This is a genomic window from Xanthomonas axonopodis (assembly GCF_001304695.1).
Lineage (GTDB): Bacteria > Pseudomonadota > Gammaproteobacteria > Xanthomonadales > Xanthomonadaceae > Xanthomonas > Xanthomonas axonopodis.
This window is the reverse complement of the sequence record NZ_JFAQ01000146.1, coordinates 1-26,296: the sequence shown is the minus strand read 5'-3', so window position 1 is coordinate 26,296 and position 26,296 is coordinate 1. Positions and strand designations below refer to the sequence as shown.

Sequence of the window (26,296 nt, the reverse complement as noted above, 5' to 3'; positions counted from 1 at the left end):
GCCTGCCTGGCCCGCGCATCTACCGCACCGCAGTGACAAAACCATGACAGCCTGCAATACGTTCAGACGTAGCCGCCGCGCGCTTTGCCGCGGCTGTCACCATTCCCCACTCCCGATTCCGCATTCCCGGCGACGAACAGGCCGCCTACAGCTCACGCAACGCCGTGGTGATCGGCAGGCGCGCCGCACGCAGCGCCGGAAACAGCCCGCCCACCGGGCCGATGCCCAGCGCCCATTTCAGCCCGCTCCATAGCAGCTCCGGCGACACCTTGAACTGGAACACCACCTGGCTGAAATTGCTGCCCAGCGTGGAGACGGTGTAGCCCTTGAACACTGCCCAGGCGATCGCCCCGCCCAGCAGCCCGCCCAGCAATGCCAGCAGCATGGTTTCCAGCATCAGCGCCATGATCACCGGCGTGCCGCGAAAGCCGATCGCACGCATGGTGGCGATTTCGCGCGCGCGCGTGGCCACCGCCGCATACATGGTGTTGAGCGCGCCGAACACCGCGCCCATTGCCATGATCGCCCCGATCACCGTCCCCAGGATGCTGATCAACTTGTTCAAGCCGCCGCCCTGTTTGCCGTAGTAGGCGCGGGTGGTTTCCACATCCAGCTTGAGCCGCGGATCGGCGGCCATGGCGGTCTTAAACGCGCTGAAGCCTGCCTTGCCGTTGGTGCGCACGCTGATCGACTGATAGGCGCTACGGTTGTAGGTGGTGGCCAGCGTCTGCGCGTCGGTCCACAGCTCCGAATCGTGCGCATCGCCGGAGGCGAACACGCCCACCACCGTCCACTGCTGGCTGCCAAGCGTGAGGGTCTTGCCCAGCTCCAGTCCGCGGAACTGGTTCAACGCGCCCTTGCCCACCACCATTTCGCGCAGGCCGGTATTGAAGCGGCGGCCTTGCACACGATCTTGACCTCGTCGTGCACCGCCCAGGCTTGTTCGCCCACACCACGCAGTTGTGCGTTGACGTCGGTACCGTCGGAGCGGGAGGCGATATCGACTACTTGCGACAATTCCGGCGACAGCAACGGGCGGCCGTTGGCATCGGCGGCGATGCCGGGCAGGTCGCCGATCAGCGGCACCAGGTCGCGGGTGATCACCGAGTTGGTCTTCGCCTGCGAACCGCCGCGCAGGACAATGGCGGTGGTGTCGTCGCCGGTGCTGTTGAGCGTGGCCTGGAAGCCCTGGCCCATTGCCGGCATCGCCACCAGCACGCCGACCACGCCGGCAATGCCGACCACGATCACCGAGCTGGACCCCCAGCGCTGCGGCAGCGTGGCGATGCCGATGCGTGCGGCAGCCAGCGAGAGCCTGCCGCTGCGTGTGGCCACCAGCCACACCGCCAGCAATCCGCCGATCGGCAGCAGCGCCATCCACGGCAGGGCGATCCAGGCTGCCAGGCCGATTGCCAGCAGTACGACCGAGAGCACGTTGACCCCACGATCTTTCCATTTGCGTTGCATGTGCATGCTCCTGTCAGCGGCCGGCGAGTGCATCGACGATCTTCAAGCGCTGCGCGCGTAATGCCGGCAGCACACCCACCACGATGCCGATGCCGGCCATCAGCCCGAAGGCGACCAGCCAGGTCTGCAGCGGCACGGCCTGGGTCGGCATCAGCCCGCCGCTGCGTGCTGCAACCGCCGGGATCACCAGCGCCGCCAATCCCATGCCGATCAAACCGCCCAGGCCGATCAGCAACATCGACTCCACCATCACCAGGCTCAGCACGGTGCGGTCCTGAAAGCCCAGCCTCTTGAGCGTGGCCAGCTCCGCAATCCGCTCGCGCACGGCCTGGGCCATGGTGTTGCCGGTCAGCAGCAAGGTGAAGAACACCGCGGCCATGATCGAGGTGACGATCAAGCCGATATCGGCGAACTGTTTGACGAAGGCCTGCTGGAACGCCGATTCGGTCTGCGACTTGGTTTCATGGTCGGAGTTGGCTGACAACGCATCGATGGCCTGCGCCACGCGCGATGCCTGATCGGCATTGCGCAGCGTCACCGTGTACAAACTCCCCCTGCTTTTGACGTAGTCGTTGGATTCATCGAAGTACTTCCAGTTCATCATCAACTGGCGTTCCTGGTTGGCCGCCACGGTGCGGTCTTTCATGCGGAAGATGCCGACCAGTTGCAGCGGCCAGTCGTTACTGCCGCCGCGCGGAAAGATCGTGGCCTGCAGCGGAATGGTGTCGCCGATCTTCCAGCCATTTTCCTTGGCCAGGCTTTCGCCGACCACTGCGCCGGTGCGCGTGGTCTGGGAGGCCTTGAGCTGGTCCTTGGGCAACTGGTATTCGCTGTAAACATCGAAGAAATTGGGCGCCACCGAAAAATTCGGGAAGAAGTTCTTCGGGTCGCGGTAGATGCCGCCGAACCACATTGCCGAGGTCACATCGCGCACGCCCGGCACGCTGCGGATCTGGTTCTCCAGATTGATCGGCAACGATTGGGTGATCGACAAGCGCGATGCCACCACCAGCCGGTCCACACCGCTGACGCTGCCGCCGGAGGTGAAGGCCACGCGCACCGAATCGAGCATGCCGAACAATAAAAACGCCGCGACCACCGAGAGGAGGGTGCGAGTCTTGCTGCGGAACAATTGCGCCCATACCTAGTGAGAGATACTTCATGGCAGCGCTCCCTTACAGTGCAAGCGGCGCGTCGGCCAGCTCGCCCTTGTCCAGATGGATGGTGTGGGTGGCGTATTCGGCGGCCTTGGGGTCGTGGGTGACCATCACGATGGTCTTGCCGTGTTCGCGATTGAGCTCCTGCAGCAGGCGCAGGATTTCTTCGGCGTTGTGGCGGTCCAGATCGCCGGTGGGTTCGTCGCAGATCAGGAAAGTGGGATCAGAGACGATTGCGCGCGCAATCGCCACGCGTTGCTGCTGCCCACCGGACAATTCGCTGGGCTTGTGGTTGCGACGCTCCTGCAGGCCGACCAGGGTCAATGCGATCTCGGCATTGCGCTTGCGTTGGTCGGCATTGAGCGAGGTGAGCAGCAACGGCAGCTCCACGTTCTTCTGCGCGGTGAGCATCGGCATCAGGTTGTAGAACTGGAACACGAAACCGACGTGGTGACTGCGCCAGGTCGCCAGCTGCCCGCCGCTCATGCGGTCGATGCGCTCGCCTTCGATCTCGATCTCGCCACTGCTGGGGCTGTCCAGCCCGCCGATCAGGTTGAGCAAGGTGGTCTTGCCGGAGCCAGACAGCCCCATCAGTGCGACGAAATCGCCGCTGGCGATCTCCAGATCGATGCCGTGCAGCACCTGCACCTGCTCGGGGCCGCGTTGGTAGGTCTTGGTGATGTTGCGCAAACTGACGAGAGCGGACATGGCAACTCCTGGCGGTGCGATGGAAGAGGTGACAGCAGTGCGCAGAGCGACTGCGGATGTGATGCGGCGCTGCAGTCATACGGTGAGCTGGGATGCGATGAAGCAATGCGGCAGGTTGCCGATGCCTGAAAGGTGCGTGCTGCCACACTGGCCGAACATGTCGACGAATATCGCGACTGCAGATGCGCGAGCCCAGTCGATACCGCGTTACTGGATTTCGACCGCGTCTGTCGCAGCATGGCGCAAGCGCCTGCACCGCTGCCGCTTCCATCAACGCGCTTTCCGTGCTTCTGAGCGGTTGCTGCCTGCGCTGTTTGTCGTAGTGCGTTACTCGGCAGCGTCCGGCTTTGCATCCGTCACCTTGTCGCCATCCTTCAAGGCTTGCGGCGGATTCAGTACCACGCTGTCGCCTGCGGTCAGGCCGGAGAGCACCTGCCTGTCTTCGCCCATCACCATGCCGGTGGTGACGGCGTGCGCGCTGACGGTGTTGTGCTCGCCAACCACGAACGCGACCGTGCGCGTGTCGCGCTCCACCAGCGCAGCGGCCGGGACGCGCACGCCTTCGTTTTGGCTGCCTGCTGCGGTTTGGCCTGCTCCAGAAAGCCGACCCTCACACCCATCTCCGGCCCGATGCGCGGGTCCTTGACCTTGAGTGCCACGCGCACCTTCACCGTGGCCTTGCCGCGGTCGGCGGTGGGGATGATGGCGATGACCTCGCCTGGAATCTTCCATTCCGGATAGGCATTGAGCACCGCTTCCACTGGCATCTTGGGTTGCACGCGGCCGATGTAGGACTCGCCCACTTCCACCTCGATTTCCAGCGATTCCATGTCCACGATGGTGCCGATACCGGTGCGGGTGAAACCGCCGCCGGCCGACAACGGCGAGACGATTTCGCCCGGCTGCTCGGCCTTGGCCGTCACCACGCCGGCAAACGGCGCGCGCACCACGTTGAAGTCCGAGCGGATGCCCGCGATGGCCAGTTGGTCGGAGGCCACCTGCACGTTGCGCTGGGCGTTTTGCAGCTGCGCGCGCAAGGCATCGCGCTGCGCAATGGCCTGGTCGTATTGCGAGCGCGATACCAGCTGCGCACCCACCAACGATTGCAGGCGCGTTGCATCGGCATTGGCCACCGCCAGTTGCGCCTGCATGTTGTCGACCTGGCTGCGTGCAGCCGACAACTGCGATGCCGACAGGGTGCGCTGCGCATCGGCATCGAGCGGGTCGAGGGTGGCCATCACCTGGCCCTGTTCGACGCGCATGCCTTCTTCGATCATCACCTCGCGCACCTTGCCGGTGACCTGTGCCGATACCGTGGACATGCGTCGGGCCACCACATAGCCGGAGGCGTCCAGCACCGATGCGCTGCTGCTACCGGCACTGATCGCCACCACCGGCGCGGTCTGCACCTTCACCACCGGGCGGCGCGTGAACCACCACGCGGCGGCGGCCAGGACGATGACGATGATCAGTGCGGCGATGATCCAGCCGCTACGGCGGGCGGGCGGCGGCGTGGCAGGGCGCTGGCGGTCGATGCGGAGTTGCTTGAGCAGATCGGCGGAAGTGTTCATCAACGACCAGGACGGAAGGCATGAAATGTCTGTGGCTGTTGGGCCTGCTGCTGGTGTGCGCCTTCAACGCATCCGCCGGGCAATTCAAGATACTGGTGGCTGCCATTCCCAACCAGTATCGCCACGACTATATCCCCGTGGCCAAGCCGCAATTCGAAGCGATGGCGCGCAAGCATGATGTCGGGATGGTGTGGGCGTGGAATGCCAAGGCGTTCAATGGCGATCTGTCGCACTACGCGGCCATCGTGTTGCTCAACACGCCGGCCAGCGATCTTGACCCGACGCAGCGGGCTAACTTTCAAAAATACGTGCGTAACGGCGGCGGCGTGGTCGCCGTGCACAAGACCTTTGCGATCAAGCGCGGTGACTGGGAGTGGTACGACCACATGATTGGCCGCTCGTTCCGCACCCATCCATACCTGCAAACGGCGATGGTGGATGTGGCCGAGGCCAATTTCTCGGCCACGGCCGGCCTGCCCAAGCGTTGGCTATGGAGCGACGAATGGTACGAATACGATCCGCCCTACAGCGACGATCTGGTCACGCTGCTCACCGTCGACGAACGCAGTTATGACCCCACGCTGATCTTGGCCAGGACAGGTCGCCAAAGGCATGGGCAAACAGCACCCTGTGGCGTGGTACCACCACTTCGAAGGTGGCCGCATGTTCGCCACTGCGCTGGGCCATCTGGCCGAAGCCTACAACGACCCGCGCTATCTGGAGCATTTGTACGGTGGGATCTATTGGGCGGCCACCGGCAAGGGCATTGACGTGCCGGAAGCTGCGACAAAAGCAAAACGCCTCCGCTGAGCCACTGCGCTCTTGCACACATGCAGGACGAAGCCGAACCACGCCGCGTCAATGCAGAGCGCAAGGCTGGGCTACGTGGCTCCAGTACGCGGCTTGATAAATCCACTCTCCCCACGGGAGAGGGGTTGGGGTGCGGGGTGACGCCACGCGTGTGGCTCCAACTGCAATCGGCTGCACCCGTACCCTCATCCGCCCGTTCGGGGCCCATTCTCCCCATGAATGAGAGAATGTCCCGGCGCAAGAAGGGAGCTTGGCGCTGGTGCAGAGTGCAGCCGAATCATCTGCCGAGTCCTATCAACCCACCATCAACCCAGACCCCATCACCGCGCAGAGCGCTCGCCACGCGCCATGCTGGAAAACACCCCGTCGCGGCGCACCCAGGCGTGATACAACGCCGCGCTCAGATGCCCCAGCACGTTGGCAAATAACAGATACGCCAGCCAGCCATGCGCGCTGCGCAGCCAGGCATACAGCGCAGGGTCGTGCGGTGCGATCGCCGGCAGGTTCGCGCCTGGCCACAGCACGATCGGGTAGCCGCCAGCCGACAACATCGCCCAGCCGATCAACGGCATGCCCAGCATCAATGCATACAGCAGCCAATGCGAGGCAATCGCCGCAGCCTTTTGCCACGCAGGCAAATCCGCAGGCAATGCCGGCGGCCGATTGCGCAGGCGGTTGATCAGGCGCAGCACTGCCAGGATCAGAATCGCGATGCCCAGCGGGCGATGCAGATCGATCAACCATGGCCGCTGCGTCACCGAGGCCACCATGCCGACACCGACGAACAGCATGGTCAGGATCATCGCGGCCATCAGCCAATGCAGTATGCGCGCTGGCAGATTGAAGTGGGTACGGCGATTCATTGGCGTGCTCCCTGGCCGGTGGCGGCGCTGCCCTGGCCGTTGGCGATCTCGCGCTCGCGGCGATTGAACGACTGCGAATACACCGACGAGCGCGCTGCCAGAATCGGGTCATTCGATGCGGCAAGGCCCTTGGGCAAGATCAGCGGGTCGTAGTTGAGATCGCGACATGGGCCGGTGGCCTGCGGCTGCGCACGCTCGATCGAGAGCGTACCGGCCACGATCTGCTTGCGGCGTTCCGGCCACGGCTGCGACGGGTCATCCACCGCATCGCCGGGCTCGGCGATGGTCAGCACCATGTCCCAACGCAACGGCCCCTGCGCCAGCCGCGCGTCCAGGTCGGTGGCGAGAAAATCGCCGTCGGCCTGCTTGCGTTGTTCGGCGCTCAATTCCTTGAATGGCGTATGCGGGCGCATCGACCAGCGGATGTAGCGTTCGCGCCCGTCGGCGGCAATCGCGCGGAACGCATTGACGCCGTTGTATTGCGTGTTGGCCCAGCTGTCCGACCACGGCGCGGTCTTGGCCCACTGCTGGAACTTGGCCGCTTCTGGATAGTGCTTGCCGAACGCCGCCAGCTTTTCAGGGTCCGGCTTGCCGGTGGCCGGGTCTGGCTTGGAGGCCACGTTGAGTGCCTGAAAGCCGGCCGGCGTGGCGACCACGAAGAACGGGAAACTGTTCATCGCCGTGCGCCATTCCTGCCCATCGTCGCTGCGCAACAGCAGCGCCATGCTGCGCACGCGCGCCTGCCCATCGGGCCCGTGCGGGTCGCCGCCGCCGATCGACATGCGCCCCAGTACCGGCGTGCTGGGCTGGCTGAAGATGCGCGCCGACGACAGCCAAGTGGCCTTGCCGCTGGACTGGAACTGCCCGCTCACGCACACGCCCTTGGTATGCGCGCGGCGGAAGCCCGGATGCGGCGGCCCGCTGGATTCGATGGTGTCGGTCATGCGTGCGGCAGTGAGCCGGTCGCCGCCGATCCAGCCGGCCGTCCAGGCAAACGCAAGCGCAACGCCGCCGGCAATGGCGGCAATCCCCAACAACGGCAGCACGGGGCTGCGCGCGCGCGGGGGCGAGGGAGGTGGCAACGTCATGGCTGGCTCCGATGCTCGATACTGTGTGTGGTTGATACGGGTGAAACGACGTGCGGGCCGCGTTATTCCCTTCCCACCGACGACAGTGGCACGCACCGATCGCGGGAATAATCCACGCTCCAGTGCGTCTACCGTGTGATGCCACCACCAAGCCCGCCAATGGATGCTTTGGACGATGACCAACTGCGTGCCGTGCTGCCGGCACTGCGCCGCTTCGCGCGCTCGTTGAGCGGCGAGCCCGCCAGCGCCGACGATCTGGTGCAAGCCACGCTGGAGCGCGCGTTGCGGCGGTGGCGCACCCGGCATACCGCCGAAGCCCCGCAGCCCTGGCTGTTCGCCATCTTATACCGGCAGTTTCTGGATGGGCAACGGCGTCCCGCGCGCTGGCAGCGGGTCGTGGGCCTGTTCGCGCCGCAGCAGCCCAGCCAATCCGCGTCTGCCGAAAAAGTGCATGTCGGGCGCGCCATGCTGGCCAGTCTGGCGTTGTTGCCACCCGAGCAGCGCGCCTTGCTGCTCCTGGTCAGCGTGGAAGGTTTCAGTTATCGCGAAGTGGCCGACACCCTTAGCATCCCGATCGGCACGGTGATGTCGCGCCTGTCGCGCGCCCGCGAACGCCTGCGCGCATTGAACGAGGGGCATGTGAGCCACGCACCTGCATTAAGGATCCTGAAATGACCACCACACCGCCCGACGAACACGCGCTGAGTTGGAACCCTGGCTGCACACGCATTTCGGCAACGCAGGCGTCGTGCCGGATCTGCGTGCGCAGGGCTATACGTTGCGCGGTGGGCAACTGCTTTCCACACCGGAAGGCGCAGCCGCGATGCTGGTGTATAGCGATGCCGACGGCGCACGCATTGGCCTGTATCTGCGTCCACGCAGCGGGCCGATGCCGACCGGCGGGCGCCGCGATGGCCGTCTGTTGGCGCAGTACTGGGCCGAAGGCGATACCGCGTTCGCACTGGTCGGCCCGGCGACGCAGACACGCATGCGCACGATTGCGCCGTTGTTGCGTTGCCAGGGATGACCAGCGCAGCGGAAGCGCTGTGTTCGCCTCAGCCTGACTGCAGCGCTGCCCGCGCTCGGCCGCCGTAGCGTTGCTGCAGCATCGCGAACGCCGAGCGCAGTGCCAGCGCTTCGCCGCCGGCGGGCCGGCCGGGGCGGTCGCTGTCGTTCCAGGCGTAGACGTCCAGATGCGCCCACGGCTGGCCGGGTGCCACAAAGCGTTCCAGATACAGCGCGGCGGTGACGGCGCCGGCCATGCGCGAGCCAGCATTGGCCATGTCGGCCACATGGCTGTTGAGATACCGCAGGTACGGGCGCCACAGCGGCATGCGCCACACCGGGTCGCGGGCCTGTTCGCCGGCGCTGATCCAGGCCTGCGCCAGCGCATCGTCGTTGGCAAAGAGCGCCGGAAGGTCAGGGCCCAGCGCGATGCGTGCCGCCCCGGTGAGGGTTGCGAAATCCAGGATCAGATCCGGGTGCTGCTCGGTGGCATAGCTCAGCGCATCGCACAGCACCAGGCGACCTTCGGCATCGGTGTTGTCCACTTCCACGGTCACGCCGGCGCGGGTGGTGATCACTTCGCCAGGGCGGAATGCCTCCGGGCCGACCGCGTTTTCCACTGCCGCAATCAGCAGCGTCAGCCGCACCGGCAACTGCTGCGCCATCACCAACCCGGCCAGCGCCAAGGCATGCGCCGCGCCGCCCATGTCCTTTTTCATGTTGCGCATGCCATCGGCCGGCTTCAGATCCAGCCCGCCGGTGTCGAAGCACACACCCTTGCCGACCAGCACCAGATGCGGATGCGCCGTGTCACCCCACTGCAACTGGATCAGTCGCGGTGCGCGATGCGAGGCGCGCCCCACCGCATGGATGGTGGGAAAATTCTGCGCCAGCAACGCGTCGCCGACGATCGCATCGACCTGTGCGCCATGCGCCTGCGCCAGCGTGCGGGTGGCCTCTTCCAGATGCTGCGGGCCCATGTCTTCGGTGGGCGTGTTGACCCAATCGCGCACGCGCAGGCACGCCTGGATCAGGGCATGCGTGTGTGCCGATGGCGTGGCGGCCAGTTCGGCCGGCGCGCGCGGCACCTTGCGATACCGCGAAAAGCGATAGGCGCCCAATCCCCAGCCCAGATGCAGCAACGCCTGCTCGGCATCGCTCAGCGGATTGGCCAGCGTCCAGCGACTGGCCGGCGGTAAAGTCATCGGCGCATGCGCGTAGGCGTAAGCATCGGCCCGGTCGCCGATCCCCAGGATCGCCCCGGCCAGCCCGTTGTCGCCCGGCAACAACAGCACGCTGCCCGGTGCGGCATCGAAACGCTGCGCCTGCGCCCACGACAGCACACGGGTGGGCTGCTCCGCGCACCAGCGCGTAAAGCCCTCGCGGTCGAGCACATACAGCGGCAAGGCTGCGGCAGTGGGATCGGTGAAACCGGTGAGGTGCGACATGGAAATCCTCGAGTGCAGCGCCGTGCGCCGTGCAGAGTGGCTCAGGCGGGAAGGGTGATGCCGGCGCGCGCGGGGCCTGGATGCGGCGGCTGCGCGTCCAGCCAATCGGCCAGCCCGGTCATGCTGTCGAATTCAAGATCCGGCTGCTGGGTGGGGTGCGACCACACCGCGCCCTCGCGATTGATCCAGCAGGCGCGCAGGCCGGCATCCAGCGCGCCCAGCACGTCCATGCGCACATGGTCGCCCACATGCAGCACCTGCGCGGGAGGCACCTCGAGCCGGGCGCAGGCAGCCAGGAAGATGCTCGGGTCGGGCTTTGCGCTGCCGTGTTCGCGCGAGCCCAATTGAAACGCGAAGTGGTGCATCAGCCCGATGCGCTGCAGATCGGCATTGCCGTTGCTGAGCGCGGCCACCGGCACATGTGCGGCAATGCGCGCCAGCGCGTCGAGCGCATCCGGATAGCATTCCACCTGGTTGCGCGCCGCATGGAACACCTCGTAAGCCGGCTCCAGCAACGCCAGATCGCCGCCGCTCTCGCGCAAGGCCATTTCCAGCGTCAACCGGCGCAGCGCGCTGAGGTCGTGATGCAGGTGCGGGTTGTCGGCAAAGCTGCGCTCACGCAACTCGCGCATCGCCTCCACCGGAAAGCGCTCGGCAGTGACCGGGCTGTGCTCGTGCATCCAGTCGTACAGCACCTGGTCGATCCGCGCCCCGATCGGCGCAAAGGGCCACAACGTATCGTCGAGGTCGAGGGTGATGGCGCTGATTGGGAAACTCATTGCCGGATTTTACGGGTGTTGCGGTAAAAAGGGGATTGGGGAGTCGGGATTGGGGATTGGGGATTGGCAACGGCAGCTGTGCGGTTGCGTTTACCAATCCCGAATCCCGAATCCCCAATCCCGGCTACTCAAGCAATCGCGCCCAGCGCTGCATCCCGTCCACCCGGCTCAGCACCATCTTGATGCAGACCAGCAACGGCACTGCCAGCAGCAGGCCGACCATGCCCCACAGCCAGCCGAACAGCATCAGCGCCAGGATCAGCATCAGCGGCGAAATCGCCATGCGTCGGCCCAGCACGATCGGTGTCACCACCTGGCCTTCGATGGTGTGCAGCGCCAGGTACAGGATCGCCGGCAGCAGCGAGGACAAGGTGGTGCGGAATTCCACAAAACCCATCAGCAGCATCAGCATCACGCCGATCAACGGGCCGACATACGGTGCGAAATTCAGCAATGCGACCACCGTTCCCCACAGGATCGCTTCGGGCAGCGGAATCTGCAGGACAGACAAAATACCGGCAAACACCAGCCCGACCAGCGTGTTGATCACGCTGATGGTGAGCACGTAGCGCGAGACCTCGCGTTCGATGTCCAGCATGATCTCGGTGGTGAACCGTTGCTGCTGCCGGTTCGGTAGCAAGGCGATCGCATGCCGCTGCAGGCTTTCGCCATACACCATGAAGAAGAACGTCAGCAGCACCACCGCCAGTACCGAGGCGGCCAGCTTGGGGGTGCGGACCAGTGCCTTGTAGGGGTCGTCCATCTGCGTGCGCACGATCTGCACGCCGCGCTGGCCTTCGCCACCGGCCGCGCGTGCAAAATTTTCCGCTGCCTGGTTGGCTTGCATCACCGGCTTGGTCAGATCGCGCACATCGCGCGCAATCTGGCGCATATGCCGTGGTGCCTGCTGCACCCATTCGGCGGCAGGGCCGGCCAATTGCGCGGCCAGCGTGACCGTGCCGGCCAGGCCAAGGCACAGGATGAGCAAGGCGCCGAGAAACCGCGGGATATACAGCTTGCGCAGACCGCGCAGGATGGGGTTGCCGATCAGCGCGAAAAACGCGGCCAGCATGATCGGCAGGATGATCGTCTGCGCCGCCCATAGCGTGTACCCAACGGCGAGCGTGGCCAGCACCACCAGCGAGGCCGGCGCGCGCGGGCGGGGCGCCGGTGCGGGCGGAAGCGAATCTGCCGCGGCGGCGGCATCCGATGAGTCGACGGGAAGAGACATGCGCGCCCTGGCAGCAGACTGGCGGCTGCCAGCGGTGCGCCATTATCAGCGCAATGCGTCAACGGCGCACACAGAGTCTGCGGGCGGGATGTCAGCGCGCGAAGGCTTGTGGCGAACTCGGCCGCACTCGTCCTTGTGCAGGTTGCGGACGCCGAATCGCTCGTCGAGGTGGCATTGCCACCGACGCCAGGATTCTGCCGCAAGCTGCCAACTGCGACAGCACGCATCCTGCGCGCGAACGGCCGTCAGACATCACCGCGATCAGCAACGCTCAATGGTCACTCATGGCGCGCGACCCCACATGTCAGAGCCGATATCAACAGCAATCATGGCGAGTATCCGCAAGCAACCACGGCGCGCGGTCATTTAGCGAAAATGCACTGCGCAGATACCTGCATCGCGAGTTCGCGGTGCAGCGGTTCTTCCAACCCATCCCCAAGCGCGGCACGTGCGTGTTGCATCCAGGGCCAGCGTCCGAACACGTCCATCCGGCGCTCGCGCATATTCAAAATGGCGCTGGTGCGCTGATGCCTTGCACGGGCCAATCTGCTGCCACCAATAACGGCGGCCCAGCAATTCGCTAGCCGCCGTGAATACCGTCCGCGATCAGGCGGCGCGATCGGCCGGGACCTGCACCACGGTCACCGGCGGGTCGGCGGCCACCTCCTCGGCGTTGTCTGCTGCACGTTCGGCCTGCTCGGATGCTTCCTGCGCGCGGTGCGCAGTAAACAATGCAGAGATGGTGCTGATCATCTGCAGAAGCTTGGGGATGCCGCCAAGCTTGCTGGCGATGCTGCCCAGTGCCGCCTGTGGTTCGTTGCAGCCGGTGACAAACCCCAGCCCGAAGCCAACTGTCACGATGCGCAGCGGAGACCACCCGGCACGCCAGGTCTGGCGTAATTGGCTCCAATGCAGACGCGTTTCCTGCGCGCGTCCTTCGACCAGAAATTCGGCGCGCTCGACGCGTTGACGCAAGGTCCCAAACTTCATGGACGTGCTCCACTGGCAGAGGTCGCCGCATCATCGTCCTTGCTGGGGTCATCGAAAATCCCCAACTTGATGAGCTGGCGGCGCGTTGCATTCATGCCGGTGTGGTCGAAGTAGAAGAACACTCGCCATGCCGCGATGCCGGTCACCAACAGACTCGCCAACGCAGTAAAGAACATCGCCTCGAACCACGACAGCCCGGCACGCTGCAGCAGGGCGATGATCGCACCGGCCAGCAGCAACCATGACGAGGCACCGAACACCACGGCCACGCAGGCCCACGCCAGACCACGCCCGAACGCACTGCGTGCCAGTTGCAGATCGGCCGACACCAGCCGGCGCAGTGCGCGGCTGGTGTCCTTGGCCGAGCCCAGCGTTGCACGACCGGCTGCGCCGACCGCACGTACGCTTTCGTCCAGTCCTGGCGTCTGCGCGCGCGCGTCTGGCGCCTCGGCTTCTGCAGTGGGAGAGGCCTGATCGCTCACGACTTAGTTGTCGTTGCTGCGTGCCAGCTTGGCGATGACCCAGCCAGCGGCGAAGGCAACGCCAAAGGCAGCTAGCGGACGCTCGCGGATCAGATCGGTGGCGCTTTCCAGCAGATCATTGCCCTTGGCAACCAGCACGTCCATCTGCTCCTTGGCAGCGGCTCCGCCGAACTCGGCAGCGGCCATGCCGGCCAGCGCGGTGTCGGACAGTTCGGCCTTGACGTTGGCGCGACCGAGCTTGAGCTCATCGCCAGCGGCGCTGGTGGCACCCCTGACGGCTTCGCCAGCAGCGCTTGCTGCCGACTTCAGGTGGGTGCCGGCTTCGCTCAGGTTTTCCTTCAGCTGATCGGTATTGGTGGGGCTCATGCGATATCTCCTTCGGTCATTGATGGCAGCCGCCACTCACGTGCGGTCGAGCAGTAGCAATAGCATCGGGGGGGTGTAGGAGGCGTTAGTGGAGGCAACTTTCGGTACACATCGCGTCAACGCATCAGCGCGTCGTACTGCGCGTTGCCACGCAGGATACGCACGACAAGCTGCTGCGGCTTGCGCTGGAAATTGGCGCGCCAGCTGGCCAGGTCGGCGAACTCGCCCACGCTGCTGGCCACGATCACATCGCCGGCGACCAGTCCGTTGGCCGCCGCGCGGCCGCCGCGTTTGACCTCGCTCACCATCACCCCGGTGATGCCCGACTGACGCAGCGATTCGGGTAGATCGACGAAAGTCGCGCCAGTCAGGCGCGGGTCCAGCATGTCGCCGGTGACGGCGCGGTCCTGTTCTTTCAGTGTGGCCTTGAGCTTGAGCGGCTTGCCGTCGCGACGGATATCCAAGGTCACCGCACTGCCCACCGCCTGCAAGCCTTCGTAGTTGTGCAGCGCTTCGGCGCTGTCCACGCGCTGGTCGTTGGCCGCCACCACGACGTCGCCCGGTTGCACGCCTGCCGCCGCCGCTGCGGAGCCCGGCAACACACGTGTCACCAAGGCACCGCGCAACGAATCCACGCCCAGGCCCTGCAACATCTGTTGGGTGAGGTTCTGGGTTTCCAGGCCGAGCGTGCCGCGCACCACCACACCCTTGGTGACCAATTGCTCGACGACGTTGCGCGCCAGGTTGGATGGAATCGCCAGCCCCAGGCCGATATTGCCGGCCATGCTGCCCTGCGGATTGAAGCTGGCGGTGTTGATGCCAACCAACTGGCCTTGCAGGTTGACCAGCGCGCCGCCCGAGTTGCCGGGGTTGATCGAGGCATCGGTCTGGATGAAGTTCTGATAGCCCAGGCCGCGAATCCCGCTGCGCCCCACGGCCGAGACGATGCCGGAGGTGACGGTCTGGGTGAAGCCGAACGGGTTGCCGATGGCCACCACAAAATCGCCCACGCGGAGCGCGTTGCTGTCGGCCAGCTTGATATCGGTGAGGTGGTCGGCCTTGATGCGGATCAGCGCAATATCGGTATCGGCATCGGAGCCGATGAACTCGGCCTTGACCGTGCGTCCGTCACCGAGCGTCACCTGCACGTCGTCGGCGTTTTCGATGACGTGGTGATTGGTCAGTACATACCCTTTTTGCGCATCGATGATCACGCCCGAACCCAGCGACTCGTTGATGCGGTCTTGCGGCACCTGCGGAAACAGCCGGCGCAGGATCGGGTCATTGAAGAACGGGTTGCGGACGCGCACCACTTGCTTGGTGTTCACGCTCACCACCGCGGGCATGGCCTGCTGCAGCATCGGCGCCAGCGACGGTACCGGCTGGCCGGCGACCGCGGCCGGCAGTGCGGCGGCCGTTGGCAGGGTAAAGGCGGCGTTGCCAGGGGGCGTGGCTTCGGCGCGATTGTCGAGCCAGGCGTTGACGCCGGTGGCGGCAAATCCGCCGAAGGCAGCGGCCAGCGAAAGAGTCAGCAGGGTAGGCAGCGGTCGCATGGAACGGATTCCGGGTTACGCGGTGGATGAGGAATAGGGCGTCTGACTGCGTAAATCAAGCTGAACGAGAGTGCCTGCGCGCAATTTAACTGTCGGTGAAAGTGCCGCGCATCCCCTGCCCTGATTGCGTTGACAGCCCGACGGGCCGGGCGTAGCGTCCGCTTGATCCGATGCCTGTTCAGCATGTTGCGTGCGGTCGCGCATCGTCTAGTTTTCCGCACTGACGCCCTTAAGGAGGGTCTATGAGCAACGGCAATGGTGTAACGGCAACCCTGTCCGACGCCGTCGATAGCGTAAAAAGCACCGCCACCGAGTTGACCGAGACCATCGCCAGCACCGCCAGCGAGGCGGTTGCCAGCGTGCAGGAGGCTGCAGGCACGGTGGTGGAAGAGGTCAAGACGCAGGTGGCGAAAGCGCGCAAGGCAGTGGTCAAGGTCGAAAGGAACGTGGCCAAGAACGCCGGTAATGCGGCTACCGCAGTGAAACGCAGCGTGGCCAAGACCAAGCGTTCGCTTGCGGCCACCAAGGATGCTGCCAAGGACACGCTGGTTGCCACCAAGGAGGCCGCCAAGCAGAAGCTTGCCGCCACCAAGGACGCGGCCAAGCACACGTTGACCTCGACCACGCAGGCCGCCAAGCAGAAGTTGAGCAGCACCAGCGCCGCGGCCAAGAAGAAGATCACCGACACCAAGGCCACTACCAGGCGCAAGCTGGAAACCGCCAAGGCCAATGCCAAGGCCGAAGCGGCCGCACTGAGTGCCAAGACCGCTGCCAAGAGCGCCGCGCGCAAGACCGCTGTTGCAACGGTGAACGCGCGCACGGCAGCGAAGAAGCTGGCAGCCAAGCCGGCGGCGGCGAGGAAGACGTTGGCCAAGCCTGCAGCCAAGAAGGCCCCGGTCGCCAAGCAAACCGCGACCAAGCAGGCCGCAGTGAAAAAGGCCCCGCTCAAGAAAGCTGTGACCAAGACCGCGTTGAAGAAAGCCGCCAAGGTCACCAAGACCACGGCAACGCGTGCGGTGGCAAAGACCACCGCCGCGCGCAAGGCAGTGGGTAAAAAAGCGGCAAAGCGCGTCACGCGTTGAGGTTGTCACGCTGGGGCGTGCGTTGCGTGCAGCGCATGCACCACGTTTACTGTTGAAAAGCCGGCGCTGTGCCACAGCGTCGGCTTTTTTGTGGCCGATCTGTCGGCCTTTACTGTCGCAGTCTGATGGAATCGTTCGTTGCAGCCGCTTAGCCGCTTCGGCGAAGTTCGACCCGCTCGGCTTGGAAGCCTCTCGTGCGTCGCGGTGTTGCGCGCGCATCCGAGTAAGCGCTTTCGATTCCCACCTCTCGGCCGCCGCTCAGCGCTGCAGAATGGCACGCAGCGCAGCGTCCAGGTGGAGGTACTGAAAGCGGAAGCCGGCATCGAGCGCGCGTTGCGGTAGCACGCGCTGGCTGATCAGCAGCAGGTCGGCCATCTCGCCGAAGCCCAGCCGCAGCACACCGCTCGGCAAGGCCAACAGGGCGGGACGGTGCAGTACCTGGGCCAGCGTGCGCGCGAAATCGGCATTGGTGACCGGATTGGGCGCCGTCGCGTTGTAGGCGCCGGGCTGGCCGTGCTGCAGCAGCCACAGCAAGAGCGCAACCATATCGGTGCGGTGGATCCAGCTCATCCAGTGTCGGCCATCGCCGAACGGCCCACCGCCACCGAATCGGAATGCCGGCAGCATGCGGGCCAGCGCGCCGCCATCGCGATCCAGCACGATCCCGGTGCGCACCCAGCTCACCCGCGGGCCGAGTACGGCGATGGTGTTGGCTTCGGCTTCCCAGTCGCGGCACAGCACGGCGGAGAAGTCATCGCCGGCGGGCTCGGCTTCGGTCAACGCAGTATCGCCACGTTCGCCGTAGTAGCCCACGGCCGAACCGGAAATCAGCACCGATGGGCGTTGTGCGGCCGGCTGCTGCGCGATCCAGGCATGCAATTGGCGCGTGATGCCCAGTCGCGATTGGCGGAAGCGCTGCTTGCGGGCATCGGTCCAGCGGCCGGCGGTCAGCGGCTCGCCGGCCAGGTTGATGACCGCATCGGCCTGGACTCCGTCCAATGTGTGCACGGCGGTGATGCCGGGCAGGCTGCGCGTGGCGCGCTGCGGGTCGCGGGTCAGTACGCTGACCTGATGGCCGGCCTGCAGCAATGCCGGGCACAAGGCCTGGCCAATGAAGCCGGTGCCGCCGGTGATGAGCAGATGCATGCAGGGCTCCTGGCCGAGTGGATGCGGCACGATAGGCCAGGATCACGTCAAGCGAGGTGAAGCTGGCGCGGGCATGCGGCTGTGCGCTGCGCCGTCAGCTTGCAGCGTGGCCCAACTACCTCGACGACAGCGGCGTGTGCTGTCCACCCAACGCAAACGCGCCGGACTGGCCGGCGCGTTTGCAGGGTGAGCGCTTGATCACCTGCTTACTTGGACGACGACACCGCGTGGGCGCGTTCGAAATGCGCCGAGACGACGCGGCGCGTCTCTTCCAGATGCTGCTTGACCGGCGCGCTTTCGGCGGCGGGCAGCAGCTCCGCATCGATGATCTTGATGGTGTCGCCATGGTCGATGACCATGTTGCGCATGAATGCATTGCGGTACGCGTCCTTGCCGTCCGGCAAGGTCAGCGTCTTGGATAGCGCTTCTACTGCCGCCTTGCCTCTGGCGCGCATGGCCTGCGCGCGCGGGCTCTCGCTGGCGCCCAGCGACTTGGTCTTTTCGAGGTTGGCCTCGTGGTCGTGCAGCATCTGCTGCGCGAACTCGCCGGTGGCACCGCCCAGATCCTGTGCGATGGCCTGCTTGGCGAGTGCGATCTCGTTGTCGTCGATCGCAGCCAGCACGCCCAGCACTGCGCTATCGCCCTTGGCCAACTCTGTTGCGCCGCTGCCACTGACGGGCGCAGCCGTCGGCGCGGGCGACACCGCGGGCGCAGTGCGCGAGGCATCGCCGCCGGGGCGATCGCAGGCAGTCAGAGCGAGCATGGCCAACAGCGAAGCGGTGATAAGCGTGACTTTCATGAGGGTCCTCAAATGAATCGGCAATTGCCGAGGGTGGAATGCAAAGGAGCCGCTAGGCGGCTCCGGGGAGGTCGGTCAGGCCCATTGCGGCTGGGCGACGGGCGACATGCCCAATGGTCGGGCAGGCACCTCGGGGGCGCGCACGGCATCCTGTGCACTGCGGCAGGTACGTGCCATGCGGGCGGTGCGTTCGCGAATCAACGCGTGTTCGCTGACCGGCGCGCTGCCCAGCAGACTGGCGACGTGGAAGCCAAGGATTTCCTCCGCGCGGTCGCCCTGGTCGCTGACGATGTGCGGTACCAACCGCTCCAGTCTTTCCAGCTCCTGCTGCACTTGATACGGGGTTTTCATGACGATCTCCTATGAAAAACAGGTGTTGCTCGGTACTGCGGACTCAATTATTACGCGCGCCCAAGCGCTGCCAGCAATCGGTTGCCAACTGTTCGTAGTTGGACTGCGTGCTCGATGAAATGAAGTGGTGCTCCAAGCGGTCCCGGAAGAGGCGCAGACGTTCCTGGTCGCTCGAACGCGGGGCTTGCAGATAGATATCGCAGGCCATTTTCACCACCGGGGACAATTCGCTGAACTTGCCTGCGCCGAGATTGCCCTGGGCATGCCGCGCCTGCCAATGCGCGATTTCGGCCTGTACATCGATGACGGATGGATCTCTGCTCATGACTTGGGGTGTTCCGGTATAAACAAACTTGACCTGCAGAGTAACTACAGTTATGTCAACGAATGATCATCGAACCTGACCATTGCAGGGTTGCAGCGCATTGCACGCTTAATTGGTCAGATTGCCCGAGCGCATTTGCACGCGACGCATGCAGGCGCCTGCGTGTGCTCGATGTGCACCACGCGACGCGTTTGTGGCCCTGTTGTCGTGGCAGTGTATTGGTCTCGTATGCGTTCCCTTGTCACGTCAGCAACTTGCACGTGCCCACTTTCGCCGCCCACATGATCGCTGATCGAGCAAATTCGCTTACGCAATGCCGCATTTCACGGAAGATTCTGAACCGCTCCACACCTGTGTAACGTCTGATCATTAAGGTAGGGGCGACGTAATGGAGCGAGAGTACCCAGGATGCAGGATAGCCAGACCAGTAGCCGTAAGCCGCATCATGCAAGCGGCACACCTGAAGCGCGCGTGTGGTGGCACGCCTTGTTGGAATTGCGGGGCGGGCGTATCGCCATCAGTTTGATCGTGGTGTTCCTGATGGTGCTGGGCTTGTATCTGGCACTGAAGTAAGGCTCCGGCAACACCCGCCGCTTGCGCCCCGTCCCTCAGCTGCGACCGAGGCCATTGACGATGCGCGATCAAGCGCAGGGGAGAGGTCATGGCACAGGCGCAGTATCGACAGGTGCTTGGGCACGCCATGCGCCGGGTGCCCGCGCATGGTCATGAGCGTGCAACACACGCCTGGGTGTGTCGCGAAATTGCGCATTTGCTGGGCGTGCCCGATGCCGGCGTCGCCGGCCATGGCGTGGTTGAAGTTGGAACGTTTCACGTACCCGATGACACGCTCACTACCGCACAAGCACGCAGGCTTGGCATCCACGGTGCCGGCGACTTGCTCGGCGGGATCGTGCCGCATGCGTTCCTGGCCACCAAGGTCATCGGTCACCCACTGATTTCCACCAATGCGGCAAGCCCTGCAGGCTGGGATCAGGCACTGGCCATGTCACTGGTTTCCGCCACGCTGCCGGGCTATACAGCGTTTGCTCGCCCGGATGCGGTGCATGCGTTCGAGGCGCTGTCTGGTGGTGGAGAGGTGCGCTTGAAGCTGCCCACCGGAGTGGGCGGTAACGACCAGTGGCGCATCGCCGATGCACGACAGCTGATGCAGGTGCTGGACAGCCTGCCCGAGACCTATCTGGGTACGCACGGCGGCGTGCTGGAGCGCAATATCCTGCAGCCAATGACGCACAGCGTGGGCGAATTGTGTCTTGCCGGCGTCCAGATTGCGTACTACGGCACGCAATGCAGCGTGCTCAATGCGGACGGCAGGGACGTGTATGGCGGCTCGTCGTTACGTGTGTACCGCGGGTCGTTGGAGGCGTTGATGGCCACAGCATTACCGTCGCTTGAGCGGCGGGTGGTCGAGCAGGCGTGCAGATACGATCGATGCGTCACCGCCGCCTATCCTGAGCTGCAGATTTCCCGCCGCAACTACGATGTGGTCAGCGGTCAGGAGGCTCGCAATTCCCCAGTGTGCGGTGTGCTGGAACAATCCTGGCGAATCGGTGGCGCAACTCCGGCCGAACTCGCCGCAATCGCCGCGTTTCAGCAAGATCCCGCATTGCAGTGGGTAGTGCGTCCACCCAAGAAATTTATCAGGGCCAGCCGCCGGCCGATGCACAGGTCTACTATCGCGCAACCCAGGCCGGTCCAGGGCCGCGCTACAAATACAGGAGGATCTCTGCGACGTAATGGAAGCCAAACTCTCCAGCATCGACATTCCAGTCGGCCAGGACGCGCTCAGTGGCACCTTGCTCACGCCCTCGGGCATGCCAGCGGTGTTGTTCGTGCACGGTTGGGGCGGTAGCCAGCACCACAGCCTGGTGCGTGCGCGCGAGGCAGCAGGCCTGGGCTGCATCTGCATGACCTTCGATCTGCGTGGGCATGAGGGCTACGCATCGATGCGCCAGACTGTGACGCGCGCGCAGAACCTGGACGACATCAAGGCCGCTTACGATCAATTGGCAGCTCTGCCGTACGTGGATGCGCAGTCGATCGCAGTGGTCGGCCTGAGTTACGGGGGCTATCTGTCCGCATTGCTGACGCGCGAGCGCCCGGTGGAGTGGCTGGCGTTGCGGTCGCCTGCGCTCTACAAGGATGCCCACTGGGACCAACCCAAGGTCAGCCTCAACGCCGACCCGGACCTGATGGCGTACCGCCGGCAGCGCCTGCGCCCGGCCGACAACATCGCCCTGGCCGCCTGCGCCGAGTACAAGGGCGATGTGCTGTTGGTGGAAGCCGAACACGATGTGATCGTACCGCAGCCGGTGCTGCACAACTATGCGCAAGCGTTCGTGCAAGCGCGTTCGCTCACATCGCGCCTCATCGCGGGTGCGGACCATGCGCTCAGCATCAAGGAACACCAGCAGCAATACACGCGTGCACTGATCGACTGGCTGACCGAAATGGTCGTCGGCCGGCGTATCGCGCTGGCCACGGAGGTGGTGGCCACGCGCAAGCAGTTGCTCAAGGATCAGCAAGGCGCTGCTGCGACCCAAGTGGAACAGACCACTCCGGTATTTCGCGGCGACATCCGGGCGGTGGAAAAGACCGCAGGTTAGCTGTCCGGAACGAGGTAGCGCGTGCAATGCCATGCGGGCGTACATGCGTCGCTTCCCCGGCGTGTTGGATGCCCAGTGCGCGCGGACTGTCGTGTGGGTAGATCACCCTGGAATGCGTGTCGGCAGTGATGCACTTGGACTGCCGCCCGGCGAGCAATGGAACTTGCATCACTCCAGAACGCAGAACGGGCCCGAATGGGCCCGCCCTGGGTCAACGCATTGCGCTCGCTGTGGCAATCTTTACCAGGCCGCTGCGATCAAGCCTTAGACGCGCGGGTCGGTTGGGTTGCGGCGCGCCGTCTCATGATGCTCGGAATCGAACGCCTCACGCACCGCGTGCTTGGCCTTCTCCCAGCTCAGGCGCGAATCGGCCTTGAAGCGGTCCCAACCATCGCCCAGATCGCGTTCCAGGTGGTCGTCCCATTGGCGGCCGGCGTGCTGCTGGCGCGCCTGCATGCCGTAACGATAGGCCGGGCGATAGTCGTCGTACGAATAGTCGGCATCGCGATAACTGACGCTGTCGAAGCGACCCGCGTAGTGCGTATCGCTGTCGCGGTAGACCGTGTGAGTACGGTCCGCTCGCTCCCATGCATCGCCTGCTGCAAGCCGGGCTTCGTCCCACTCCAAGCGCGATTGCCCGCGGTTACGTGGCCATTCCCCAGCCAACGTGGCTTCGGTTTCTTCCCACGTGCTGGTGGGGCGGGTTTCACGTGCATGCAAACCGAATCCGTAGACGGTTGCGTAGTCGCGATCGTATTCGGTGCCTTGCTTGTAGTAGGGACGGTTGCGATGCTCCTGGCGCCAGTATTCGGTCTCCACCGTGGGGTCGAGCCGTTCGGCCACGCCCTTGCCAGCCGCAGCGCCCGCAACCACGCCGGCTGCTGCGCCAATCAAGGTGCCGAGCGGCCCGAACACCGTGCCCGCCAGCGCGCCTGCTGCCGCGCCGCCTGCGATGCCGCCCACGCCGACGCCAACCGGATGCGAACCGGGCGCACCGGAGATCGGGTCGCGGTTCAAATCCTTTGCTTCTTCCTTGCGTTCCTGCTTGTCGAGATTGCTCATACCGCCTCCAGATTATCTGATGGATGCGCCCTGTAGATCAGACCGCGAACGAGGCGCAACGATGGCGTCGAAAGAGTGAAACGCGCGTGCTTTGATGTGAGTGCCGCCGCGACATGACTGAACTGTGCAGTGCATTGCGGATGAGTTTGCTCACTCATGCGTGCAATGCGTCTGCCGCAAGAAAGGGCCGCTAGTGCGGCCCTTTTCATCCCTTGATGCACACCACATGGCGCAAGGTGTGCAGCACCTCGACCAGATCCTGCTGCGCCGCCATCACCGCATCGATGGACTTGTACCCGGCAGGCGACTCGTCGATCACTGCCGCATCCTTGCGGCATCCCACATGTGCGGTGGCCTCCCGATGCTGTGCCAGTGTGATCTGCGCGCGTGCAGCGGTCCTGCTCATCACGCGCCCTGCGCCGTGGCTGCAGCTGTGGAAACTATCGGCATTGCCCAACCCGCGCACAATGTAGCTGCGCGTGCCCATGCTGCCCGGGATGATGCCCAGCTCGCCGGCACGTGCGCTCACCGCGCCCTTGCGGGTGATCAACAGTTCCTCGCGACCGTGCGTCTCCTTCTGCACGTAGTTGTGGTGGCAATTGACTGCGAGCTTCTCCAGCTGGAATTTGGGCAAGCGGTGACCCATCTCGGCCAGCACGCGCGCCATCATCGCCTCGCGATTTTCGCGGGCGTAATCCTGCGCCCACGACACCGCTTCGACGTACTCGTCGAACAAAGGCTCGCCCTGCATGAAGAAGGCCAGGTCCTTGTCGGGCAGATGAAAACCCAACACGCGATGCGCCAGTTGCTCACGCGCGCGCTCGATGAAGTACGTGCCGATCAGGTTACCGGTGCCGCGCGAAGCACTGTGCAGCATCACCCAGACCGCATCGGTTTCGTCCAGGCAGATCTTGATGAAGTGGTTGCCGCCGCCCAGCGTGCCGATCTGGCACTCCAGCTTGTCGGTCCGGATGCGCTTGTGCTGCTGCTTGATCGCCTCCAGACGCTGCACCAGCCCGGACTGCGCGATGCGGGTCTCGATGCTGTCCGGCAGCTTGCAGTGCTCGCCGTCACGGCCGTTGCCTACCGGCACGCTGCGCTCGATACTGGAACGCAACTGCGCCAGATTGTCGGGCAGGTCGTTGGCGCGCAGCGTGGTGCGCACTGCAGCCATGCCGCAGCCGATATCCACGCCGACCGCCGCCGGGATGGTGGCGCCACGGGTCGGAATCACCGAGCCCACGGTTGCGCCTTTGCCCAGATGCACGTCTGGCATCACCGCGACCCACGGACCGACAAACGGGACCGCTGCGATATTGCGCAGCTGCGCATGCGCCTGCTCTTCCAGCGGCACCTCGCTTACCCAGCCCTTGATCGGGGTGCTGCCTTCGGCGTGCAGAACTTCAAAGTGTTGTGATGTACTCATTGTTGTCATTGCCTTGCGGCCGTACCTGGCAGATCCTTCTGCCACGCGCAGCCTTCATTGCCTGATCGTCACCAATTGCTTCAGCACGCCATCCAGGCCGCCGAACACGGTGAGCTTGTCGATCTTTTCGGTGACCTTTTCCAGCGCTTCCAGTTCCTTCAAACGCATCAGCACCGGGCTGTCTTCGATCAACTTGGCGGTGTTGAGCAACGAGCGCGTGGCGTTGGCCTCTTGGCGCCGACGGATGACGTTGGCTTGCGCCTGCTTCTCCGCCTGCACGAGAGCGTTGAGGATCTCGCGCATCTCGCCCGGCAGCATCACCTCCTTGACGCCGACACCCAGTACCTCGATGCCGAAGCCGCTCACGCTGCCGCGCACATACCCGAAGATATCTGCATCCAGGCAGGCCTTGTCGCCCAACAACTCGTCCAGCGTCTTGGCCGAGACCGCGCGCCGCAAGCCGTACTGCAACTCGCGAGACAGGTAATCGCCGGCCTTGGCCACGCGCGTACGCATCGCCGCGGCATCGCTGACGCGCATGCTGGCGGCCAGGTTGACCCGCAACGACACCTTGTCGCGGGTCAACAGCTCCTGCCCGGACACTTCGACCGACTGCACGCGCAGATCGATCACGTCGGTGGTGATGTTCTTCTGGAAATTCCAGAACGCATACGCTCCCGGCCCGAACGGTGCAACCAGCTTGCCGTCGACGAACACCAGCCCTTGCGACTCGGCCGGCACATCCATGCAGACCGCCACACGCGACAGCGTGCCGAGCTGACGCAGCCTGCGCTGCACATCGGTGGGCACCTGCAGCCCATCGCCCAATTGCAGGGTCTGCACCTCGATTGCCGACGGACCGCGCCAGTACAGCGTGCGCGTGCCCGGTGGCAGCACGTCGTCGAGCTTGCCGTTGCGGATCAGCAAGCCGACCTGCGCGGTGCCGATGTCGGCCAGCACGAAGTGTTGCGGCAGGACGCTGCCGAGCGTGTCGATCAGCATCTCCAAATCGCGGCCCACATAGGCGCCGTGCGTGATGGCATGGACGATGACCTCGCTGCGACCCAACGGGTCGAACAGGCGATAGACGCCGGGGGCGAGCACGCGCTCGAACCGACGGTTGCGATACACCAGGCCGCGCTCGCTGTCACCGATCACGACCCTCTTGGTCCAGAACATGGCACTTCTCCTTGGGTTTGGCTCTGGTGGTCCGATCCGGGGCTACAGCCGTTGCGCCGCCCGGGTCGGACTGCTGGCGGAACGTGTGCCGATGCAACGCGGCGTTGAAAGGTGGAAACGCCGGTGACGGCGACTGTGCGGGGCGCAATGCGCTGTTGGCGCCTGCACATGCGTGACTGCCGCAGTGCGATGTGCTGCGCAGCGGTAGCGAACGGCGCAAAACGCGCGTTCAGGGCAAGGGCCCGGCAGGGGGCGGCGCTGCTGCAGTCAGACGATGGGTTGCCTGTCTGCCTGCGGCATGGCCGTTTCCGTAAAGGGACTTGCGTCCCGAGGAATGACCGAGAAGGTCATGCATGGAGCGGGATTCGAACCCGCGACTAACAGATTACAGATCTGCTGCTCTACCAATTGAGCTATCCAATGGTGGGTATTCCGGAATCCTGATTAGCCCCATCGCTCAGCCGTAGTTGCAGGATCTGCGACGCTGCGGTTGGACAATGGCCCCAGCTGAAGGCAACGGAGGCGGGAGATGGGGATCAACATCGTGCAGTTTCCGCCGGGATTGTCGCTGACCTTGGCCGCAGCGCCACGTGTGGCATAACTGAGCTGCGCCTGCGCATCCAGAAACTCCTTGAAGTCGCGCGTGACTTGCGGGAATGCCCGCGATGCCGCCAGCGACGTGCCAAGCGCGTCGCGTTGGGTAGGTGCGACGCTTACGGTGGCCGGTGTCCGCAGCAAGGGTGGCATCAGTGTATCGATGCTGCGGTCGATGGTCGTCGAGAT

At 64.7% G+C, this 26,296-nt stretch carries 21 protein-coding genes and 6 pseudogenes; 7 read left to right on the top strand and 20 right to left on the bottom strand.

Features of this window, described 5'->3' with window-relative positions; translation table 11 throughout:
- Positions 1 to 145 precede the first annotated feature (145 nt).
- From XAXN_RS13500 to XAXN_RS13485, 4 genes and pseudogenes are all read right to left on the bottom strand, one after another.
- Positions 146 to 1,456, bottom strand: a complete 1,311-nt coding sequence (locus XAXN_RS13500; protein WP_241148189.1) for an ABC transporter permease — start codon at positions 1,454 to 1,456, stop codon at positions 146 to 148.
- A 24-nt stretch (positions 1,457 to 1,480) separates the two neighbouring features.
- Positions 1,481 to 2,630, bottom strand: a pseudogene (locus XAXN_RS13495) (ABC transporter permease).
- A 12-nt stretch (positions 2,631 to 2,642) separates the two neighbouring features.
- A complete protein-coding gene (locus tag XAXN_RS13490; RefSeq protein ID WP_054319911.1) occupies positions 2,643 to 3,332 on the bottom strand; it encodes an ABC transporter ATP-binding protein in 690 nt (229 codons plus the stop codon).
- A 327-nt stretch (positions 3,333 to 3,659) separates the two neighbouring features.
- Positions 3,660 to 4,903, bottom strand: a pseudogene (locus XAXN_RS13485) (efflux RND transporter periplasmic adaptor subunit).
- A 20-nt stretch (positions 4,904 to 4,923) separates the two neighbouring features.
- Between XAXN_RS13485 and XAXN_RS13480 the strand changes: the two are divergent.
- A pseudogene (locus tag XAXN_RS13480) lies at positions 4,924 to 5,713 on the top strand (ThuA domain-containing protein).
- 320 nt (positions 5,714 to 6,033) lie between these two features.
- Here the strand turns inward: XAXN_RS13480 and XAXN_RS13475 are convergent.
- Positions 6,034 to 6,576: a cytochrome b gene (locus tag XAXN_RS13475; protein ID WP_054319910.1), complete on the bottom strand. Its 543-nt coding sequence runs from the start codon at positions 6,574 to 6,576 to the stop codon at positions 6,034 to 6,036.
- Positions 6,573 to 7,664, bottom strand: coding sequence for a catalase family peroxidase (locus XAXN_RS13470; RefSeq protein ID WP_054319909.1), 1,092 nt, complete (start codon positions 7,662 to 7,664; stop codon positions 6,573 to 6,575). Before XAXN_RS13470 ends, XAXN_RS13475 begins: the two co-directional genes overlap by 4 nt.
- Positions 7,665 to 7,823: 159 nt before the next feature.
- Between XAXN_RS13470 and XAXN_RS13465 the strand changes: the two genes are divergently transcribed.
- Both XAXN_RS13465 and XAXN_RS13460 read left to right on the top strand, forming a co-directional pair.
- Positions 7,824 to 8,339, top strand: coding sequence for an RNA polymerase sigma factor (locus XAXN_RS13465; protein ID WP_054319908.1), 516 nt, complete (start codon positions 7,824 to 7,826; stop codon positions 8,337 to 8,339).
- Positions 8,340 to 8,361: 22 nt separating this feature from the next.
- Positions 8,362 to 8,691: pseudogene (locus XAXN_RS13460) on the top strand (anti-sigma factor family protein); the annotation flags it as partial.
- A gap of 28 nt (positions 8,692 to 8,719) precedes the next feature.
- Here XAXN_RS13460 and XAXN_RS13455 read toward each other — a convergent pair.
- The 7 genes from XAXN_RS13455 to XAXN_RS13425 all read right to left on the bottom strand — a co-directional run bounded on the left by XAXN_RS13455 (position 8,720) and on the right by XAXN_RS13425 (position 15,518).
- Positions 8,720 to 10,117 (bottom strand): leucyl aminopeptidase family protein, encoded by a 1,398-nt coding sequence (locus tag XAXN_RS13455; protein ID WP_054319907.1) that lies wholly within the window; start codon positions 10,115 to 10,117, stop codon positions 8,720 to 8,722.
- Positions 10,118 to 10,158: 41 nt separating this feature from the next.
- A complete protein-coding gene (locus XAXN_RS13450; protein ID WP_054319906.1) occupies positions 10,159 to 10,896 on the bottom strand; it encodes an HAD family hydrolase in 738 nt (245 codons plus the stop codon).
- Between the two features lie 124 nt (positions 10,897 to 11,020).
- The gene (locus XAXN_RS13445) at positions 11,021 to 12,127 is read right to left on the bottom strand and encodes an AI-2E family transporter (RefSeq protein WP_054319905.1); all 1,107 of its coding nucleotides are present in this window, start codon (positions 12,125 to 12,127) and stop codon (positions 11,021 to 11,023) included.
- A 606-nt stretch (positions 12,128 to 12,733) separates the two neighbouring features.
- On the bottom strand, positions 12,734 to 13,117 hold the full coding sequence (locus tag XAXN_RS13440) for a hypothetical protein (RefSeq protein WP_054319904.1): 384 nt from the start codon (positions 13,115 to 13,117) through the stop codon (positions 12,734 to 12,736).
- Entirely contained in the window at positions 13,114 to 13,599 is a 486-nt protein-coding gene (locus tag XAXN_RS13435; RefSeq protein WP_054319903.1) for a hypothetical protein, read from the bottom strand. Before XAXN_RS13435 ends, XAXN_RS13440 begins: the two co-directional genes overlap by 4 nt.
- A 3-nt stretch (positions 13,600 to 13,602) precedes the next feature.
- Positions 13,603 to 13,965, bottom strand: coding sequence for a hypothetical protein (locus tag XAXN_RS13430; protein ID WP_008574792.1), 363 nt, complete (start codon positions 13,963 to 13,965; stop codon positions 13,603 to 13,605).
- Positions 13,966 to 14,081: 116 nt separating this feature from the next.
- Positions 14,082 to 15,518: a Do family serine endopeptidase gene (locus XAXN_RS13425; protein ID WP_054319902.1), complete on the bottom strand. Its 1,437-nt coding sequence runs from the start codon at positions 15,516 to 15,518 to the stop codon at positions 14,082 to 14,084.
- A 242-nt stretch (positions 15,519 to 15,760) separates the two neighbouring features.
- Here XAXN_RS13425 and XAXN_RS13420 point away from each other — a divergent pair, with 242 nt between their 5' ends.
- A complete protein-coding gene (locus XAXN_RS13420) occupies positions 15,761 to 16,600 on the top strand; it encodes a hypothetical protein (protein ID WP_054319901.1) in 840 nt (279 codons plus the stop codon).
- Between the two features lie 258 nt (positions 16,601 to 16,858).
- Here XAXN_RS13420 and XAXN_RS13415 read toward each other — a convergent pair whose 3' ends face one another.
- The 4 genes from XAXN_RS13415 to XAXN_RS13400 all read right to left on the bottom strand — a co-directional run bounded on the left by XAXN_RS13415 (position 16,859) and on the right by XAXN_RS13400 (position 19,222).
- Positions 16,859 to 17,746 (bottom strand): TIGR01777 family oxidoreductase, encoded by an 888-nt coding sequence (locus XAXN_RS13415; RefSeq protein WP_054319900.1) that lies wholly within the window; start codon positions 17,744 to 17,746, stop codon positions 16,859 to 16,861.
- 206 nt (positions 17,747 to 17,952) lie between these two features.
- Entirely contained in the window at positions 17,953 to 18,546 is a 594-nt protein-coding gene (locus XAXN_RS13410; protein WP_054319899.1) for a DUF4142 domain-containing protein, read from the bottom strand.
- Positions 18,547 to 18,621: 75 nt separating this feature from the next.
- Entirely contained in the window at positions 18,622 to 18,897 is a 276-nt protein-coding gene (locus XAXN_RS13405; RefSeq protein WP_054319898.1) for a hypothetical protein, read from the bottom strand.
- Positions 18,898 to 18,940: 43 nt separating this feature from the next.
- A complete protein-coding gene (locus XAXN_RS13400) occupies positions 18,941 to 19,222 on the bottom strand; it encodes a hypothetical protein (RefSeq protein WP_054319897.1) in 282 nt (93 codons plus the stop codon).
- 661 nt (positions 19,223 to 19,883) lie between these two features.
- Here XAXN_RS13400 and XAXN_RS13390 point away from each other — a divergent pair.
- Together XAXN_RS13390 and XAXN_RS13385 are read left to right on the top strand one after the other, a co-directional pair.
- Positions 19,884 to 20,977: pseudogene (locus XAXN_RS13390) on the top strand (DUF3182 family protein).
- Entirely contained in the window at positions 20,977 to 21,846 is an 870-nt protein-coding gene (locus tag XAXN_RS13385; RefSeq protein WP_054319895.1) for an alpha/beta hydrolase family protein, read from the top strand. Before XAXN_RS13390 ends, XAXN_RS13385 begins: the two are co-directional and overlap by 1 nt.
- Positions 21,847 to 22,110: 264 nt before the next feature.
- On the opposite strand, the gene XAXN_RS13380 is transcribed toward XAXN_RS13385, so the two are convergent.
- The 3 genes from XAXN_RS13380 to XAXN_RS13370 form a co-directional block, all read right to left on the bottom strand.
- Entirely contained in the window at positions 22,111 to 22,908 is a 798-nt protein-coding gene (locus XAXN_RS13380) for a hypothetical protein (protein WP_054319894.1), read from the bottom strand.
- 205 nt (positions 22,909 to 23,113) lie between these two features.
- Complete coding sequence (locus XAXN_RS13375; RefSeq protein ID WP_054319893.1) at positions 23,114 to 24,334, bottom strand: RtcB family protein; 1,221 nt, start codon at positions 24,332 to 24,334, stop codon at positions 23,114 to 23,116.
- Between the two features lie 54 nt (positions 24,335 to 24,388).
- Positions 24,389 to 25,513 carry a slipin family protein gene (locus tag XAXN_RS13370; protein WP_054319892.1) on the bottom strand — a complete coding sequence of 375 codons (1,125 nt, stop codon included), beginning with the start codon at positions 25,511 to 25,513 and terminating at the stop codon, positions 24,389 to 24,391.
- Between the two features lie 440 nt (positions 25,514 to 25,953).
- On the opposite strand from XAXN_RS13370, the pseudogene XAXN_RS23200 reads away from it, so the two are divergent.
- Positions 25,954 to 26,087: pseudogene (locus XAXN_RS23200) on the top strand (DDE transposase); the annotation flags it as partial.
- Between the last annotated feature and the right edge of the window lie 209 nt (positions 26,088 to 26,296).